Genomic DNA, 15,677 nt, shown 5'->3' with positions numbered 1-15,677 from the left:
CAAGGCGCCCCGCAGCGCCACATTTAGACGCCGTCAGGCTAGCAGTCTTCACCGACATTATCGACCCCCATGTCGGTTTCTTGAGGGCTCGGACCGGGGGTTCCGGCGAACATCGGCGGAAGTAGGCCATGCTCTTTTGCAGTCAACTGGTACTCGAGGGTGGTTGTTTGCCCTGGTACAAGGGTGATGCGCGCGGTGCTCATTCCGCGGCCGTCATGAGTCTGCGGCGTCAATTGGGCTTGCTCACCGTCCTGTGAGTAAGTTGTCACACCTTCGCCAGCAGGGGGGTAAAGCAGGATGTTTGCGTGGAACTCGCCAGCGGGCACGTAAAGATCGCCGCCGGAGATGTACCAGGGCAATTGGGACACATCCCCATCAAACGTGTGGGTGAGCGTGTAGGTGACGGTTTGGCCCCTCAGTGAGCCATCCGTGCACAGGTGATTGACCACGCTGACCTCGGTGTCGATGTAGTAGCCGATCTTTGATCCGGAGCCGTCGTTGATGAAGAGTCCCAGCGTGTCTGTGCGCTCAAGGAAGCCACCCGCGATGGGCGTGGTGGCGAGCAATTCTTGCTCCTCCTCTTGCCCCGACCACACCATGAAGCGGCCCTCTTCGATCGCGCGTTCCACGCCCTCCACGGAGGACGTTCCACCGCCGATGAGCAAACCGAAGAGCTGCTGCGAGGCGAGTGCAAAGAAAGCGTCCGATTCTTGCGGGTCAGGGAACTCGAGGTAGGCCTGGTTGAGCATCACGCTCGAGAGGTTCTCCGCGGTGATGGTGAGTCCGCCGATCTCCGTGGGCTCCATACCCTGGAGCATGTAGCTGAGCGCCACCGGGTCCACGGAAATCACACCGTCAACCGTCTCCCCGTACTTCTGCGACCAGAACTGGGTCATCAAGTAGGCGGACCGCGGGTACTCGGGAGTGAAGTTCACATCTTGCGGGTACATGAGCATGCGCCCGGTGAAGATGCGCTCTTCGTCCTCGGTGAGTTCCGCGTCGATCTTGTCGTAATCAATCATGTCGTTCGCCGTGGAGAACCGCCCCATCGTGATGGTGCCGTTGTCCACCTTCACCTCGATGACGGCGCCAGGGATGCCGCCTGTGGTGCGGGGCTCTGCGTTGTTCTGCACCATCACCAGGTAGTCGCGGGGGCCGTCCGCGCCCAGCATGGAGGGCAGCACCTCTGCGGCCACGTGGGCGCCTTGGATGGTGGCGCCGAGCGTGCGGAGGTTACTCGCGAGCTCCAGGTAGGGCTCGCGAATCTGGGTGAGGGTGCCGTTGAGGCTCACACCGCTCAGCACCTCTTGCTGCTCCGTCATCACCGCAGCGGCATCGGCCAACACGGGGCCGTAGGGCTCGAGGATGTAGGGGTCGATGTGCCCGTTCTCGATCTTGGGGGCCTGCAACGCGCTCAGGTTGTCGAGCTCGCTGAGCGGCGTGAGGGCACCGTCGGTGATGGCGAGCGTGGCCTGGCCAGCCGTGTGCAACGGCACCGTCTGGTTCTTGATCCACGGCAGGTGATCCGCCACCCACCAGTGCACCCCAGTGGTGGCGTTGGCAAAGGTGACCGCCGCCTGCTGGGCGCCGTCCACCTCGCTGGCCAAAGCGTCGGCGTCCCTATTGGTGATGGCCTGCTGCGCGCCCTCGGCGTGGGTGCGCAGCTCCGCGGAGGCGTTCTTGAGCTGCCAGAAGTCCCAGGCAAAGAGCCCGACAAACGCCAGCACCACGAGGGCGAGGGCGAGGGCTACCCACCGGCCCCAGCGTCGGCGAGGCCTGGTGGACGCGTGGGCAATAGTCATGATGGGAAAGCCTACGTGCCTAGATCTGGTACTCCGGATCGGCGTCCCTGCCCCCGCCAAAGAACGGGTAGCCAAAGCGGCGACGCAGCAGACCCCACACCACGGTCAGCAGCACCAACATGGTCGCGACCGCCCAAACCGTGGCCTCGTTGGAGGCGCCGAGCATCTTGAGGCCCGCCGCCACCAGCACCAGCGCAAGGACGCGGCGCACGATGCCGCCCGCGATGTGGGTGGACAGGCGAGCTCCCAGGTAGGCGCCGGGAATGGAGCCGATGATGATGGGCAGGGTGACGGTCCAGTCGACGTCGCCAAACATGAGGTGCGCCGCCGCCGCGGCGAGCACCAGCGGCACCGCTTGCACCAGGTCCGTGCCCACCAGCTGGCTGGCCTTCAGCATGGGATACAGCAGCATCAGCGCGATGATCATCAGGCTGCCGGAGCCCACAGAAGTGAGGCCCACGATGAGGCCACCGGCAACCCCGACGAGGATGGTGGGGATGGGGCGCGGGGTGACGTCTGGGCGCTCTTGCGGCAGGGGTGGAGCGGTGCCGTCGCGCGTGGCAGCGTGCTCTTTGAGGCGCATGTAGAGGCGCGTGAGCAGGCCCGCGGCCGCGAGGATGAGCACCACGCCAAGGGCGGTCTTGATGGCGTGCTGGATGTTCTCCGGATCGCCAAGGGCCTTGGCCGCGAGGACGCCGAGGAAGGCGGCGGGAACTGAGCCGTAGACGAGGAGGCGCACCAGCTGCCAGTTCACCGTGCCGCGGCGAATGTGCACCCACGAGCCAACGGGCTTCATGAAGACGCTCGCGACGATGTCGCTCGAGACGGCGGTGAGCGGCGGGATGCCAAATCCGAGGACCAGAGCAGGCGTCATGAGCGCGCCGCCACCCATTCCGGTGAGGCCCACCACCACGCCAATGCCCACCGCAACAACGATGAGCAACGGATCCATGAAATCCCCTGGGACATATAGGTGGCGTGGGCGGGGTGAACCCTACCAACGATCGTGGGGACGCGGCTTCGACGACGCGGCTTTGATACCTTGGCGCCGTGACCCGCATCATCACCGTCTGCACCGGCAATATCTGCCGCTCCCCCGCCGCCGAGTTGCTGCTTGCTAGTGCCTTTTCTTCCGAGGCCTCGGTGAGTTCTGCGGGGACGCACGCCATGGTGGGGCACGGGATTCCCGCCTCGATGCTCATGTGCCTTGACGGCGACGGCATTGACGGGCGCGGTCACGTGGCGCGGCAGTACTCCGCTTCTCTAGCTCGCGAAGCCGACCTGGTGGTGTGCATGAGCGCGCGGCATCGCACGTGGGCTGTGTCCGAGGCGCCGTTCGCGCTTCGCCGCACGTTTCTGTTGACCGAACTGCAGGAGGCCGCGCGGTTGGGGGCTCCCTTGGAGGGTGGGCTCGCTGGTGTGGCGCAGGCCGTTTCTGACTTCCGGCCGTCGCTCGCGGGGCGCGTGATGGCCGATGTGCCAGACCCCTACATGGAGTCCCAGGCGGTCTACGACGCGTCCTACGCGATGATCCGCACCGCGGTCTCCGAGATCGCTCAGTGGGTGCGTTCGTCCTTGTAAACCTGCCTACTCTCCCCCTTCAAAGAGGAGGGAACAGGTGTAGCCGGGCTGGCCGTCGGGCATGTCGACGCACCCAACGCCGGCAATGGTGAAGCCTGCGCGCTCAATGTTGGCGCGGTGACCGGGCGAGTCCATCCACATGTCCACGATCTGCTGCGGGGTGTGGTCGCCGCGGGAGAGGTTCTCGCCAGAGGCCTGGCCGGGCAGGCACGTGGCGGTGAGGGTCTGGTGCTCCAGGGTGTCTTCCGTGCTGGCGGTGTGCGCGCGCGGGAGGGCGGCGGTGGCGAGGCAGTCGCTCCAGGTGAGCGGGGGCAAGTCGCCGCCCGCGGTGCGAGCCACGTTGGTGTCCTCAAAGAGCTGCTGGGCGTAATCCTCAGCGCTGGTGGGCATGGGCTCCGCGGGCGTGCATGCGGTGAGGGTGAGGGCGGCGGCGAGTATCAGTGTCGCCGCACGCCCAAACCGCATGGGTTCAGGGTAGTGCGGGCAGCCGCTCCGCGAGCAGCTGCGCCAGGTGGCGGCCCTGGACGCCAGCCAGGTCGTCGGCCTGGGTGCGGCAGCTCACGCCGTCCGCGATGTAGACCGAGCCTTCCGGGGCGTTGTGCAGCGCGGGGAGCAGCGAGTTTTCCGCCACCTTGACCGAGGTCTCGTAGTGGCCGCGCTCCGTGCCCCAGTTTCCGGCGAGACCGCAGCAGCCGGACGCCTCCGTGACCGTGGCCCCAAGCGTCGCCATGAGCTCGCGGTCCGCGGCGAACCCAATGGACGAGTACTGGTGGCAGTGCGGCTGCACCACGGCCGTGACGTCATCAAGGCGAGGCGGCTCCCACCCCTCGCGTGGCTTCACGCTGGCGCGGCCCGTGAGGACTTCTGCCAGGGTGAACGTCCGCGCGCGCACTGCGTGCGCGCGCGGGTCATCCGGCAGCAGCTCCACGATGTCGTGTCGCAGCACCCCCATGCAGCTGGGCTCCACCCCGATGATCGGAATCCCGTTCACGGCGTACGGCCCCAGGATCTCCAGCAGGTGCTCCAGCTTGCGCCGCGCGCCATCCAGCTGCCCCGTCGAGATCCACGTGACGCCGCAGCACGCGTCGCCCGCAGAGACGAGCACCTCGAGGCCGGCGTCCTCCAGGACGCGCACGATCGCCTCCGGAATCTCCGGGCTGAGCCCGTCCGTGAACGAGTCCGCCCACAGCACCACCCTGTTTTCGGTTGGCGCGCACTTGATCTGATCGGCGGCATGCGACCGCGCGGTTTCCGTTCTCCTAAACGGCGTCTTGGCGAACACCGGCAGCGTGCGCCGCGTGTCCATTCCTGCCACCCACACGGCCGTCTTCTGAATCCACCTGGGGCTCAGCACCGCGTTCACCACGCCTGGTACCAGCCCAATCACCTTGAGCCAACGCGGCAGCCACCCAATCGAATAGTGCGTCACCGGGCGCACCTTGTTTTTGTAGGTACGGTGCAGCACCTCCGACTTATACGCCGCCATGTCAATGCCACTTGGGCAGTCGGTGGAGCACGCCTTGCAGCTGAGGCACAGATCAAGGCTCTCGCGCACGGCGCGGTCGTTGAGCCCCTTCACGAGCGTGCCGTTGATCGCGTCCTGCAGCACGCGCGCGCGCCCGCGCGTGACGTCCTTCTCGTCCCCCGTCGCCTGGTAACTGGGGCACATGAACCCACTGCCCGTGCCAATCGCGTCCGCGCGGCACTTGCCCACGCCGGTGCAGCGATGCAGGGCCTCGGTGAAGTCGCCGTGGTCATGCGTAAAGGCAAACCCGCCCGACGCTAACAACGGTTTGGCGGCCGGCCTCCTCAAGCTCTGGTCAAGAGGAGCGGGGTTGACCATCACACCAGGGTTCATCAGGTTCTGAGGGTCAAAGAGATTCTTGACAGCGCCGAAGAGCGCGATCGCCTCCGCGGAGTACATCGCCGGCAGCAACTCCGAGCGAGCACGGCCGTCGCCGTGCTCGCCGCTGAGACTTCCTCCATGGGAAGCGACGAGCGCGGCCGCATCTTCCATGAAGGCCCTGAGCGGGGCGCCGTCCTCTTGCAGCGGGATGTCGAGGCGCACGTGGATGCAGCCGTCGCCAAAGTGCCCAAAGGGTTGGCCCGTGACGCCGTGACGGTCCATGAGCGCGTCAAAGTCCCTGAGGTATTGGCCCAGTTGCGCGGGCGGCACCGCCGCGTCCTCCCAGCCGGGCCAGCACTCCTTGTTGTCCTCGCTACGTCCCGCGAGCCCCGCACCGTCCGCGCGGATGGACCACAGCTGGGCCGCCTCGCGCGCGTCCTCTATATAGCGGTAGCTCTTCGTGCCCGCGTCGCGCGTGATCGCCTTGAGAATCGCCCGCGCCTCCTGCTCCGAGTCAGCGCCCACCTCTACGAAGAGCCAGCCAGCGCCGTCGGGCAAGTGCGGGATCCCGCCCGCGCGCGCTTTGGCAACCCTGGCCACAAGCCGCGCGTCCAAGCCCTCCACCGCATGAGGTGAGTGGGCGAGCATGGGGACCACGGCGTCGGCCGCGGCGGGCATGTCCGGGTACGCAAACACGGCCGTGAGGCGATGCGGGGCGATGGGGACAAGGCGCACCGTGGCCTCGGTGACCGTGGCGAGCGTGCCCTCCGTGCCCACGAGGAAGCGCGCGAGGTTGCCGCCGAGCTCCGGGAGCAGGTGTTCCAGGGAGTAGCCGCTGACCTGGCGGCTGAACCGGCCAAACTCGGTGCGGATCAGGGCGAGGTTGGCCTTGACGAGGTCGTCGAGGCCGGGGACGTCGCTGGTGGTGGCGATGCGGCGGCCTGTGCCGTCGATCGCCTTGAGGGCGACGACGTTGTCTGACGTGCGGCCATAGGCGACGGCGTGCGGGCCGCACGCGTTGTTGCCGATCATGCCGCCAAAGGTGGCGCGGGTTGAGGTGCTGGGATCGGGGCCAAAGCGCAGGCCGGTGTGGCGGATGTGGCGCTGGAGGGTGTCCATGACCACGCCGGGTTCGAGGGTTGCGGTGCGTTCCTCTTCGTTGACGTCGATGATCCGCGTGAGGTGGCGGCTGGTGTCGATGACAAGGCCGGGGCCGATGGCGTTGCCGGCCACCGAGGTGCCGCCGCCGCGCATGGTGATGGGGAGCTGCAAGTCGCGCGCCGCGTCCAGGGTGGCCTCGAGGTCCGCTTGGTCGCGGGGGTAGGCCACGGCCTGCGGGGGGATGCGGTAGTTGGAGGCGTCGGTGGAGTATTCGGCGCGTCGTCGTGGCGTGGCGTCCACCTCGCCGTCGATGCGTTGGGCGAGCGCCTGCACCTGATCTTGAGTGGTGCTGGCGGCGGTCGCGGTCACGTGCGCCATTGTTCCATGGCCCGCTTTGGGTTTTGGGAGGGCCACAGGTCCCGCTTCACCGGCTCTCCCGCGGAGCGCCACCCAAACTCGCCGTTCGCCAAGGGCAACTTGTCCGTTTTGCCCAGCCCTAGCGTCGGGCCTGCTAAATACCGACAATTCGGAAACGGTTGTAGCGACACGCCGTGTTTATTCTATTTTCTTCTGTCACATCCTTCACATCCGTATACATAAGTCAATCGGCGTATCGCCGGTCTGTCGGGCGCGTTGACGGCCCTCGCGGGCCAGCGAACTATGGCCTTGTTGAGGGAACTGACGCGCTAGGACAACGCGTTCCAAGCCCTCTCGAGGGAGGACTGAAATGCTGAGAAAACTTCTTGCAACGATGAGCGTCTTGCTGCTCTCGTTCGGAATCACGTCCGTGGTGGCAGGGCCAGCAGCGGCCCACGCGGGCAACATGACTGTCTCGGCCGTGTGTAACACCGACACCGGCATGTACGACGTCACATACACACTCAAGTGGACCAACTCGCCAAGCAACGGTGGCACCGGCCACTACCGCTTGGGCGAGAACTCGTTCATCAACAACTGGGCGTACCCAGGCGGCAAGTCGTGGACTGACTTCTCGATCAACTCCGGCTCCGGAAGCAAGAGCTGGACGCAGTCGCTGCCTGGCACCACGGTCAATGGGCCATGGACCTACGCGTACATCGAATGGTCTGACGGGTACAACCAGCAGAAGGTGTTCGACACTCGCGTCGAGAACCTCAAGGGTGACTGCAAGCAGCCGAGCACCAAGGTTGTGCCGGTAGCCCCCACGATCGTTGACCTGTGCGGCACCGCGAACGACTCCGTGACGCCCGCCGCCAACACCGCGAACATCACGTACACCAAGGACGGCTCGTACGTGTGGGCCACGCTTTCCGGCTCCAACGTGGAGTGGGGCACCGCCCCCAGCGGCTGGGCCAAAGACGGCGCCAAGATGAAGTACCGCTTGCCGGCCTTCAACACCGATCCGTGTTCGCACACCGAGGTGGTGTGTTGGCTGCTCGACAACTACAAGGGCGGCGACAAGCAGCCCGGCGACGGCGCAGAGAACACCTTCTCCCAGAAGCGCGTTGACTGCGACGACCCCGTGCCGTGTGGCATGTGGGTGCAGAAGGACACGTACCTGATCGACACCGCTGCCAAGGAAGAGGTGTGGCAGAACTTGGGCGACAGGTTGGAATGGATCAACGGCAAGCCTGAAGACCACTCCATCTACAAGAGCCACGTGTGGATCTACGGTGGCAAGTGCAAGCCCGAGAAGCCCAAGCCGCTCGAGGGTAAGGACCCGCGCCAGACGCAGCTGTGCACCGCACCTGCCGACGGAACCAAGACCATCACCTCGTACGAGAAGCCCTGGACTCAGGACTGGGTGTGGAACGCCAACGAGTGGAAGTGGGAGCTCGGAGCCAAGGTGTACGGCGCCGAGGTTCAGACCGGCCAGCAGGTAGTTGACGATGCCCAGTGCATCCCCAACGCACCGGACCCCGAGAAGGGCAAGGACCCACGCCAGGTTCAGCTCTGCAACGTCCCCGCGGACGGCACGGCCACCATCACGTACTACGAGACCACCTGGACTCAGCCTTACGTGTGGAGCGCCAGCGAGCACAAGTACGTGCTTGGCGCCAGGATCTACGACACCGAGAAGGTGAAGGGCACCGAGACGGTCGACGACCAAACCTGTGTGCCCCAGACCCCGGACCCGCTCCAGGGCAAGGACCCGCGCCAGCTGCAGCTGTGCAACGTGCCTGCTGACGGAACGGCCACCATCACGTACTACGAGACCTCCTGGACTCAGAGCTACGCCTGGAACTGGGCCACGCACGCCTACGAACTGCAGGCCAAGGTCTACTCGCCAGAGGTGACCACGGGAACGTCTCAGGTAGAGGACGCCACGTGCATCCCGCAGAAGCCGCAGCAGCTCAGGGGCACGGACCCGCTCCCGCCGTCGCACATCTGCATCGTTCCCGCAGACGGAACGGCAACGGAGACGTCGTGGGCCAAGGACTGGACCCAGGACACCGTGTGGAACCCGTTGCTCCGCTCGTACACGTGGCTCGACAAGGTCTACGGCGAGCCATACGTCACCGGCACTCAGACCATCGAGGCCGAGGACTGCACGCCCCCAACCCTTGAGGGCACGGTCTTCGCGGCCGAGTGCAAGGACGACGTTCCGTGGATCGTCTACGACGTGAAGCTCAACGACCCCTACGGTCTGTCCACGGACGACGGCACGGCGACCTTCACGTTCACCGCGCCTGGGTCTTCGGAGACCTTCACCAAGACCGTGCCCATTGGCAACGGCCAGTTCCTCTGGCCCGGTGCTACGGCAACGGACAACGGCGACGGAACCTACACCGCTACCGGTTGGCCCGGTTGGGCCCTCGACGGTGACGAGTGGGTCTCCGTCGGCGACGAAAACTACGGCTGGACTAGGGATGGTGTGGACGTCCTCATCGAGGTCAACCCCGAGATGACCGTTCACCTCAACTACCCGCCGCCAACCGCTCTCTGCGTGGCCGGCCCCCCCGAGGTCCACGGAGAGCTGGACGCTCCGCCCGCCAAGGTGGTCGAAGCGGAGGCGCAATACGCGGGATAGTCCACCCGCAGCGCCACGACCCTCCCCCGTCTCAGCCGGGGGAGGGTCGCCCGTTTATAGGATGGTGTGATGAGCCTGCCCGACGCTGTGGCTGAGGCCGTTGGCAAAGTCGCCGATGGCTTCACTGGCGTGGCCGTGGTGAGCCAAGGCGACGAGGTGCTGTTCTCGCAGTGCTCGGGGCTGGCCAACAGGGCGTACGGGGTGCCGTTCGTGGAGACCACGCGATTCGGCGTAGCCTCCGGCTCCAAGACATTCACCGCCGTGATCGTCCTGCGTCTCATGGAACGCGGGCTCTTGTCGCTCTCGACTCCCGTGCGCGAATGGCTAGGCGAAGATCTTCCCCTTATTGCGCCAGAGGTGACGCTTGAGCATCTCTTGACCCACACGTCGGGCATTGGCGACTACCTGGATGAAGAGGAACTGGAGCCGGACGCGTACGTGCTGACCCGGCCGGTGCACGAGTACCTGACGTCCGAGGATTTTCTGCCAACGCTTGAGGGCTTCCCGCAGGTGTCCGCGCCCGGGGAGAAGTTCGTCTACAACAACGGTGGCTTTGTGGTGGCGGGAATCATCGCCGAGCGGGTCACGGGTGTCTCCTACGCCGAGCTGGTGCGCACCGAGGTGGTGGAGCCCGCAGGGATGGTGGAGACGGGGATGCTGCGCACGGACTCGCTTCCCGGTGACGTGGCCGTGGGGTATGTGGAGTCGGAGGGGCTGCGGTCCAATGTGCTGCACATGCCGCTCATTGGGCCGGGCGACGGGTGCGCGATCTCCTCGGTGGCGGACTCCGCGAGATTCTGGGACGCGCTGCTCGGGGGCGCGCTTGTGTCGCCCGAGTCGCTTGAGCTGATGACCACTCCGCGGCCCGGCCACGAGGCCGAGGGCATGCGCTACGGCCTTGGCATGTGGCGGCACATCACGGGGCCGGCGCTCATCATGGAGGGCTGCGACGTGGGGGTGTCGTTCCGGTCTACGCGGGATGCTGAGACTGGGTTGACCGCGACCGTTTACAGCAACACGTGGGACGGCGGCTGGGACATGATCAACGCGCTGAACGAGTTGTTCTAGGGGGCATGATGCGGGGGTTTCTTGGGTTGCGCGGGTTGCGCGGGTTGCGCGGGTTGCGCGGGTTGCGCGCCGCGGGTGCAGCCGTTCTCGTGGGTGTTGCGGCCCTGCTCGCTGGGTGCGCGTCCGTGTTGCCCTTCGACGAGTCCCCCAGCTACAAGTGCTTCGACGACACGATCGACGCCGCCGTCTTGGCCGAGCGGACACCAATAGCGAACTTCCCGGCCGACCAGGCCAAGATGGTCGCGCAGGCCACGTGGGACGACGGCTCCCCGCTGGTGCTCGACGACGAAGAGTCCTGGTACTTCGCGGGCATGAGCGACGGCGACCTGATGATCATGCGGGATATCGAACCCGGTTCGGTGGACGGCGGGCTCCCCAACTCTGACCACGAGATCATCAAGATCCACCGCATCGACGGCTCCCCCAACGCGGAGGACGGCTGGTACGTGTGGGCCAACTCGGTGTGCCCGCTGACGATCGACCTTGGCGGCCTGGACGTCCCCACCGTGTCGCTCGATCCGTCACACGCGCCTGACCCGTCCTCGAGCGAGCTGGCCTTGCTGGTCACGGAGGTGGAGTGCAACTCGGGTCAGTCGGCTGATGGGCGCGTGAAGGTGGTGTCCCTGGTCGAGACGTCGGAGAGCGTCACGGTCACGATTGGCATCGAGCCAAACTCGGGCAACCAAACGTGCCCGAGCAACCCCGCGACACCCTTTGTGGTCCAGCTCGAGTCACCCATCGGCGACCGCACGCTGATCGACGGCACCCGGGGGGTCCCGCTCGCAGACCCGGTCCCCCTGCCGTAACTCGCCGCCCCGCCGCCCTGCCCCCGGCGCGGACTCCTATAGGTACCTCAGGTCCGGTTTTGAGGGATCTCGTGCTCCTGTAGGTACCTCAGGTCTGCGCAGGCACCCGCCACCCACTCGAGCCGCGCCCCGCCGCCAAGCTCAACCCCGCGAAATCTCCCGGTCCGTCGCCGGTTCCCGGTCCGTGGCGTATCCCAGCGCGAGCGCCACCCCCGCTCGCCCCATCCCCTTACCCCTGTTTCCCTATTTTAGGAATTCTTACAATAGCCAAATAGGGGTAACACCCCAGAGCGCGGAGGGGAGGTCGGCGTACAAAGGCGACCGCCCAAGCCAGCCACCCAGAGGCGACCGCGCGAATCACGGGTCTAGCGCAAAAAAGGGGCGTGAGGTGCCCAAACCGAGCCCACCTCGCGAAAAACCGGGGCGTGAGGTGCCTAAACCACGGGGCCGGCCCGCGGTGCCCAAGGAGGACGGCACCGCGGGCCGGGTCAGCTGGCGCCGATCAACGGGTGCGTCAGCTGCTGGGAATCCACACCCTCATGGACGACGGGCCGCGGTTGGCCCACGAGTGATAGGGCACGAGGGGTACGTCGGCGACCTCGCTCGTACCGCGCCTGCGCACGGCCGCAGTCACACCTGCAGTCACACCGGATCCCACCTCACGCAGTGCCACCGACGTGTCCACGAACAGGTCCGCGAAGTCCGCACCCTCAAGCGCGGTGCCATCCAGGTCCACGGACTCGAGGGCGAACACCTCGGGCCCGCGCTGCACCACCACGGTGCCGCGAATCGCGTCCACGCGAGGATCCGGAGCCGTGAACCGAGGCACGATCGGCAGCGTCAACTCCACGACGTCGCCCACCGCAAACTCTCGCGTCACCGACACCATCCCGGTCTCAACGGCCCGGCTTTGCGATGGTGTTTCATCGCCCGTAATGGTCCGCACGGACGCACCCGCAGCCCACGCCGGCACGCGCAGGCTCAGCGTCACCGGCCCCGAAGGGGCCGCATCCACCCGCACGCGGATCACGCCGCGCGCCGGATACTCGGTCTCCACCGTGAGTTCCACGGCCCGGCCAGGGCTCAGCTCCGTCGCAATCCGCGCGGGCGCGTACTGCAGCACCTGCACGCCGCTCGCATCCGCGGTCGCGATGTACGCGGCAAGGCTCGCGAACGTGCGCGCCACATTCGGCGGGCAGCACGACACCTCAAACCACGGCGCCCGCAGCGCCGACCGCGCGCGCGGTGACACAACGTCCGGATCGGACACCGCTCCCGGCACCCGCTGGTGCAGCGTGTTCGAGTAGAAGAACGCCCGCCCGTCCGCTTGCGGCGACGTCGCCACCACGTTGTACAGCGTCCGCTCCACGAGGTCCCCGTACCTCGCCACGTTCTCCCCCGAGTCCTGCAACAGCAGCCGCTCGCTGAACATGATCGACGCGATCCCCGCACACGTCTCCGAGTACGCACGGTCGCTCGGCAGCTCCCAGTCCTCGCCAAACGCCTCGTCCTGGTGGTGCGAACCTTGGCCGCCGGTGACATACGTCCGACGCTCCGCTGTCCTCTCCCATTGGCTCACCAAAGCGGTGAGCAAGTCCTCGTCGGAGGTGTCCACCGCCACGTCAACTGCACCAGCTGCCAGGTAGTTTGCCCGCACGGCGTGGCCGCGGAGCACCACGGCCTCACGGACTGGGATGTCGTCCTGGTAGTACGAGCGGCCCCACTCGATGTCCGCCAAGACGCCGTGACCACGCCGCTCCACGAACAGCAGCGCCTGAGCCACATACTCGGGCCGCCCAAGCGCCCTGCCGAGTTCCGCGAGCCCCACCTCAATCTCCGCGTGCCCACACACCGACTGAATCCCCGCCTCACCGAACGCCTCAAGCACAAGGTCAGCGGAGCGTCGGGCAATCTCAACGATCTCCTTGTGGGAGGTGGGCCGCACGCGCTGCCAAGCCACCGCGGACTGGAAGAGGTGACCAAGGCAGTAGAGCTCGTGGCCCCACTCCAGCTGGGACCAGCGCGGCGCCTGACCCTCGCGGCCAAACATGGTGTTGAGGTAACCATCCGCCTGCTGGGCGGCGGCGACGCGGGCAACCACAGCGTCGGCCCGCTGTTCGAGTTCAGCGGCGCGAGCGGGATCCGAGGCGTCAAGCCGCCCCACCTCCCACGCGACAGCCTCGAGGTACTTGTAGACCTCAGAGTCGCTGAACTCGCGACCGCGGCGGCCCTGCGGGAGGCCGCCGGCGGCCGCGAGGTCAAAGTTGGCGATCCAGCCTTCGCGCTCGAGCCAGTCCCCAATGTGGGACAGGGTGTGCTCGCCGTTGACGCGCTGGCGATCCGCCCAGAAGCCGCCCGTAATCGTGACCTCGCCGAGGCCCAGCATGCGGCGAGCTCCACGCGCGGGGACAACGGGGGCCACGGGTGCGGTGGCGAGGGAAGCGGAGGGAAGGCCGGTCTCGGCCCCAGTGGTGGTCATGAACTATCCCTTGAATGCGCCGGACATGAAGCCGCGGACATAGTGACGTTGGAGGATGAGGAACAGGACGATGCACGGCACCGCGAGCACGACAACGCCGGCCTCGGTAGCGCCGTAATCGACGACGCCTTGGACCTGGCCGCGCAGGTTGGACACGGCGAGCGGGAGCGTCATCTTGTTGGTGTCGGAGATGAGGATGAGGGGCGCCATGAAGTCGTTCCACGCGGCGAGGAAGGCGAAAAGGCCCACCGTGATGATGCCCGGCTTGACCGCGGGAACCAGCACGCGCCACAGCACGGTCCAGGTGGAGCAGCCGTCCACTTGCGCGGCCTCGTCCATCTCCTTGGGGATGGACTCGAACGAGATGCGCATCATGAAGGTGGAGAACGGCAACTGGAACATCGTGAGCACCAGCGCCACGCCCACGAGGGAGTTCGCGAGACCCACCTTGGCCAGCAGCACGTAGAGCGGGATCAGCAGCGTGGCGTACGGCACCATGAGGATCGCGAGCGTGCCCATGAACAGGATGTTTTTGCCGGGGAACGTGAACCGCGCGAACGCGAAACCCCCAAGCAGCGACACCACGAGCGTGAGCGTCACGCACAGCAGCGACACGAACAGCGAGTTGCCTAGGTACACCCAGATGCCCGCCTGATAGTTGGCGAGGGTGGCGTAGTTGCCGAAGCCCCAGCCGTCCGTCTGCCCCGTGCCGGGCAGCGGAGACACGGACGAGACTGCCGTCCATACCAGGGGGTACAGGAAAATCATGGCGAGGACGCCGCTGAAGACCCAGAAGGGCATGCGCCCGGCGATGCTCGCCGCAGATGCCCTGCGTCCGTGGCCGGGTGAGCGCCGAGGCTCACCAAACTCAGGATTCTCTGCGGGCACGTCGTTGGTGGTGTGTGCAAGGACGGACATGGCTCAGTCCTCCGCTTTCCGGCTGAACGCGCGCATCTGCACGATGTTGATGACCACAAGGGCCACGAGGACGATGACGGACAGGGCGGCGGCGACGCCGAGGTCGTTCTGGCCCTGGAAGGCGATGTTGTAAATGAGCTGCACCACGGTGATGGTGGAGTTGTCCGGCCCGCCCTTGGTGAGGATGTAGAACTGCTCAAACGCAAGCAGAGATCCGGTGACGCACAGCACGGTAGTCAGCGCCAGCGTCGGCCGTAGAAGCGGAATGGTGATGCGGCGGAACGTCTGCCAACGCGTGGCGCCGTCAACGCGCGCGGCCTCGTAGACGTCGTCGCTGATGCCTTGCAGGCCCACCAGCATGAGCAGCATGTAGAAGCCCGCGTAGCGCCACACGATGAGGAAGATCGTGGACCACAGCGCGCCCGTTGGGGTGCCGAGGAACGTGATTCCCCACGACTCCATGAGGTCAGAGAATGGGCCCGCGTAGGGCGAGTACAGAACGTAGAAGAGGAGCGAGGCGCTCGCGAGGCCGAGCGCCGAGGGCACCAGGAACGCGGTGCGGAGGAAGCCCTTCCAGCGCGTAGATTCCTGGACCAGCAGCGCCAGACCGAGGCCCAGCGCCAGCAGCAACACGGTCGCGAGCACCGTGTACTTGAGGGTGAACCACACGGAGTCCCAGAAGAAGCGGTTGTTGACCGCGTCCTCGAAGTTTTCTGGGGCGTTGAAGCCCTGATTGCCGCCGAGCAGCGGCCAATCGGAGACCGACATCTGCAGCACCAGCAGCAGCGGCAGGATGAACAGGACGAGCACAAAGATTGCCGTGGGAGAGGCGTACAGCCAGCCCATGCGCGCGCGACGCGAACGGCGCTTCTGGGGACTGTCCCCTGAGACCGCCGTGTCCTGGGCGGTGAGTGTGGTCATGAGGTCCTCGTTGACGTAGGGAGTTGATGCGGCGTGGCGACGGTGTGGTCAGCACCGCCCGGGCCGGGCGCCTCGCGGACTGGACCGCGAGGCGCCCACCCTGGTGGTGCGTGGTTGTCGCCGATGAACCCGGTGGGGCTGGGCC

The 15,677-nt window shown here is 66.4% G+C and carries 11 protein-coding genes; 4 read left to right on the top strand and 7 right to left on the bottom strand.

The features are described from left to right. Window positions 1-38: 38 nt before the first annotated feature. Together QM618_RS09975 and QM618_RS09970 are read right to left on the bottom strand one after the other, a co-directional pair. Window positions 39-1,802 carry a DUF4012 domain-containing protein gene (locus QM618_RS09975; protein WP_428098070.1) on the bottom strand — a complete coding sequence of 588 codons (1,764 nt, stop codon included), beginning with the start codon at window positions 1,800-1,802 and terminating at the stop codon, window positions 39-41. A 19-nt stretch (window positions 1,803-1,821) separates the two neighbouring features. Beyond that, the gene (locus QM618_RS09970) at window positions 1,822-2,754 is read right to left on the bottom strand and encodes a sulfite exporter TauE/SafE family protein (RefSeq protein WP_428098066.1); all 933 of its coding nucleotides are present in this window, start codon (window positions 2,752-2,754) and stop codon (window positions 1,822-1,824) included. A gap of 98 nt (window positions 2,755-2,852) precedes the next feature. Between QM618_RS09970 and QM618_RS09965 the strand changes: the two genes are divergently transcribed. Continuing rightward, on the top strand, window positions 2,853-3,383 hold the full coding sequence (locus tag QM618_RS09965; RefSeq protein ID WP_428098064.1) for a low molecular weight phosphatase family protein: 531 nt from the start codon (window positions 2,853-2,855) through the stop codon (window positions 3,381-3,383). Window positions 3,384-3,389: 6 nt separating this feature from the next. On the opposite strand, the gene QM618_RS09960 is transcribed toward QM618_RS09965, so the two are convergent. Together QM618_RS09960 and QM618_RS09955 are read right to left on the bottom strand one after the other, a co-directional pair. Next, window positions 3,390-3,848, bottom strand: a complete 459-nt coding sequence (locus QM618_RS09960; protein ID WP_428098061.1) for a CAP domain-containing protein — start codon at window positions 3,846-3,848, stop codon at window positions 3,390-3,392. 4 nt (window positions 3,849-3,852) lie between these two features. Continuing rightward, on the bottom strand, window positions 3,853-6,708 hold the full coding sequence (locus QM618_RS09955) for an FAD-binding and (Fe-S)-binding domain-containing protein (protein ID WP_428098058.1): 2,856 nt from the start codon (window positions 6,706-6,708) through the stop codon (window positions 3,853-3,855). 349 nt (window positions 6,709-7,057) lie between these two features. Between QM618_RS09955 and QM618_RS09950 the strand changes: the two genes are divergently transcribed. The 3 genes from QM618_RS09950 to QM618_RS09940 all read left to right on the top strand — a co-directional run bounded on the left by QM618_RS09950 (window position 7,058) and on the right by QM618_RS09940 (window position 11,214). Beyond that, window positions 7,058-9,340 carry a hypothetical protein gene (locus QM618_RS09950; RefSeq protein ID WP_428098055.1) on the top strand — a complete coding sequence of 761 codons (2,283 nt, stop codon included), beginning with the start codon at window positions 7,058-7,060 and terminating at the stop codon, window positions 9,338-9,340. Between the two features lie 69 nt (window positions 9,341-9,409). After that, a complete protein-coding gene (locus tag QM618_RS09945; RefSeq protein WP_428098052.1) occupies window positions 9,410-10,408 on the top strand; it encodes a serine hydrolase domain-containing protein in 999 nt (332 codons plus the stop codon). 5 nt (window positions 10,409-10,413) lie between these two features. After that, a complete protein-coding gene (locus QM618_RS09940; protein ID WP_428098047.1) occupies window positions 10,414-11,214 on the top strand; it encodes a hypothetical protein in 801 nt (266 codons plus the stop codon). Window positions 11,215-11,728: 514 nt separating this feature from the next. Here the strand turns inward: QM618_RS09940 and QM618_RS09935 are convergent. Genes QM618_RS09935 through QM618_RS09925 form a run of 3 tightly spaced genes read right to left on the bottom strand, consistent with a single transcriptional unit; the run spans window position 11,729 to window position 15,532 of the window. Continuing rightward, window positions 11,729-13,693: a glycoside hydrolase family 127 protein gene (locus QM618_RS09935; protein WP_428098039.1), complete on the bottom strand. Its 1,965-nt coding sequence runs from the start codon at window positions 13,691-13,693 to the stop codon at window positions 11,729-11,731. A gap of 3 nt (window positions 13,694-13,696) precedes the next feature. Then, window positions 13,697-14,611 carry a carbohydrate ABC transporter permease gene (locus tag QM618_RS09930; RefSeq protein ID WP_428098035.1) on the bottom strand — a complete coding sequence of 305 codons (915 nt, stop codon included), beginning with the start codon at window positions 14,609-14,611 and terminating at the stop codon, window positions 13,697-13,699. A 3-nt stretch (window positions 14,612-14,614) separates the two neighbouring features. Further along, entirely contained in the window at window positions 14,615-15,532 is a 918-nt protein-coding gene (locus QM618_RS09925; protein WP_428098030.1) for a carbohydrate ABC transporter permease, read from the bottom strand. Window positions 15,533-15,677: the final 145 nt, after the last annotated feature.

This window comes from Demequina sp. (assembly GCF_049841215.1).
Taxonomy (GTDB): domain Bacteria; phylum Actinomycetota; class Actinomycetes; order Actinomycetales; family Demequinaceae; genus Demequina.
This window is presented reverse-complemented; position numbering and strand designations above follow the sequence as displayed.

Coding starts and splice junctions, on each gene's coding strand:
- QM618_RS09975 (WP_428098070.1), bottom strand. CDS start 1,802: ATGACTATTGCCCACGCGTCCACCAGGCCTCGCCGACGCTGGGGCCGG.
- QM618_RS09970 (WP_428098066.1), bottom strand. CDS start 2,754: ATGGATCCGTTGCTCATCGTTGTTGCGGTGGGCATTGGCGTGGTGGTG.
- QM618_RS09960 (WP_428098061.1), bottom strand. CDS start 3,848: ATGCGGTTTGGGCGTGCGGCGACACTGATACTCGCCGCCGCCCTCACC.
- QM618_RS09955 (WP_428098058.1), bottom strand. CDS start 6,708: ATGGCGCACGTGACCGCGACCGCCGCCAGCACCACTCAAGATCAGGTG.
- QM618_RS09950 (WP_428098055.1), top strand. CDS start 7,058: ATGCTGAGAAAACTTCTTGCAACGATGAGCGTCTTGCTGCTCTCGTTC.
- QM618_RS09945 (WP_428098052.1), top strand. CDS start 9,410: ATGAGCCTGCCCGACGCTGTGGCTGAGGCCGTTGGCAAAGTCGCCGAT.
- QM618_RS09940 (WP_428098047.1), top strand. CDS start 10,414: ATGATGCGGGGGTTTCTTGGGTTGCGCGGGTTGCGCGGGTTGCGCGGG.
- QM618_RS09935 (WP_428098039.1), bottom strand. CDS start 13,693: ATGACCACCACTGGGGCCGAGACCGGCCTTCCCTCCGCTTCCCTCGCC.
- QM618_RS09930 (WP_428098035.1), bottom strand. CDS start 14,611: ATGTCCGTCCTTGCACACACCACCAACGACGTGCCCGCAGAGAATCCT.
- QM618_RS09925 (WP_428098030.1), bottom strand. CDS start 15,532: ATGACCACACTCACCGCCCAGGACACGGCGGTCTCAGGGGACAGTCCC.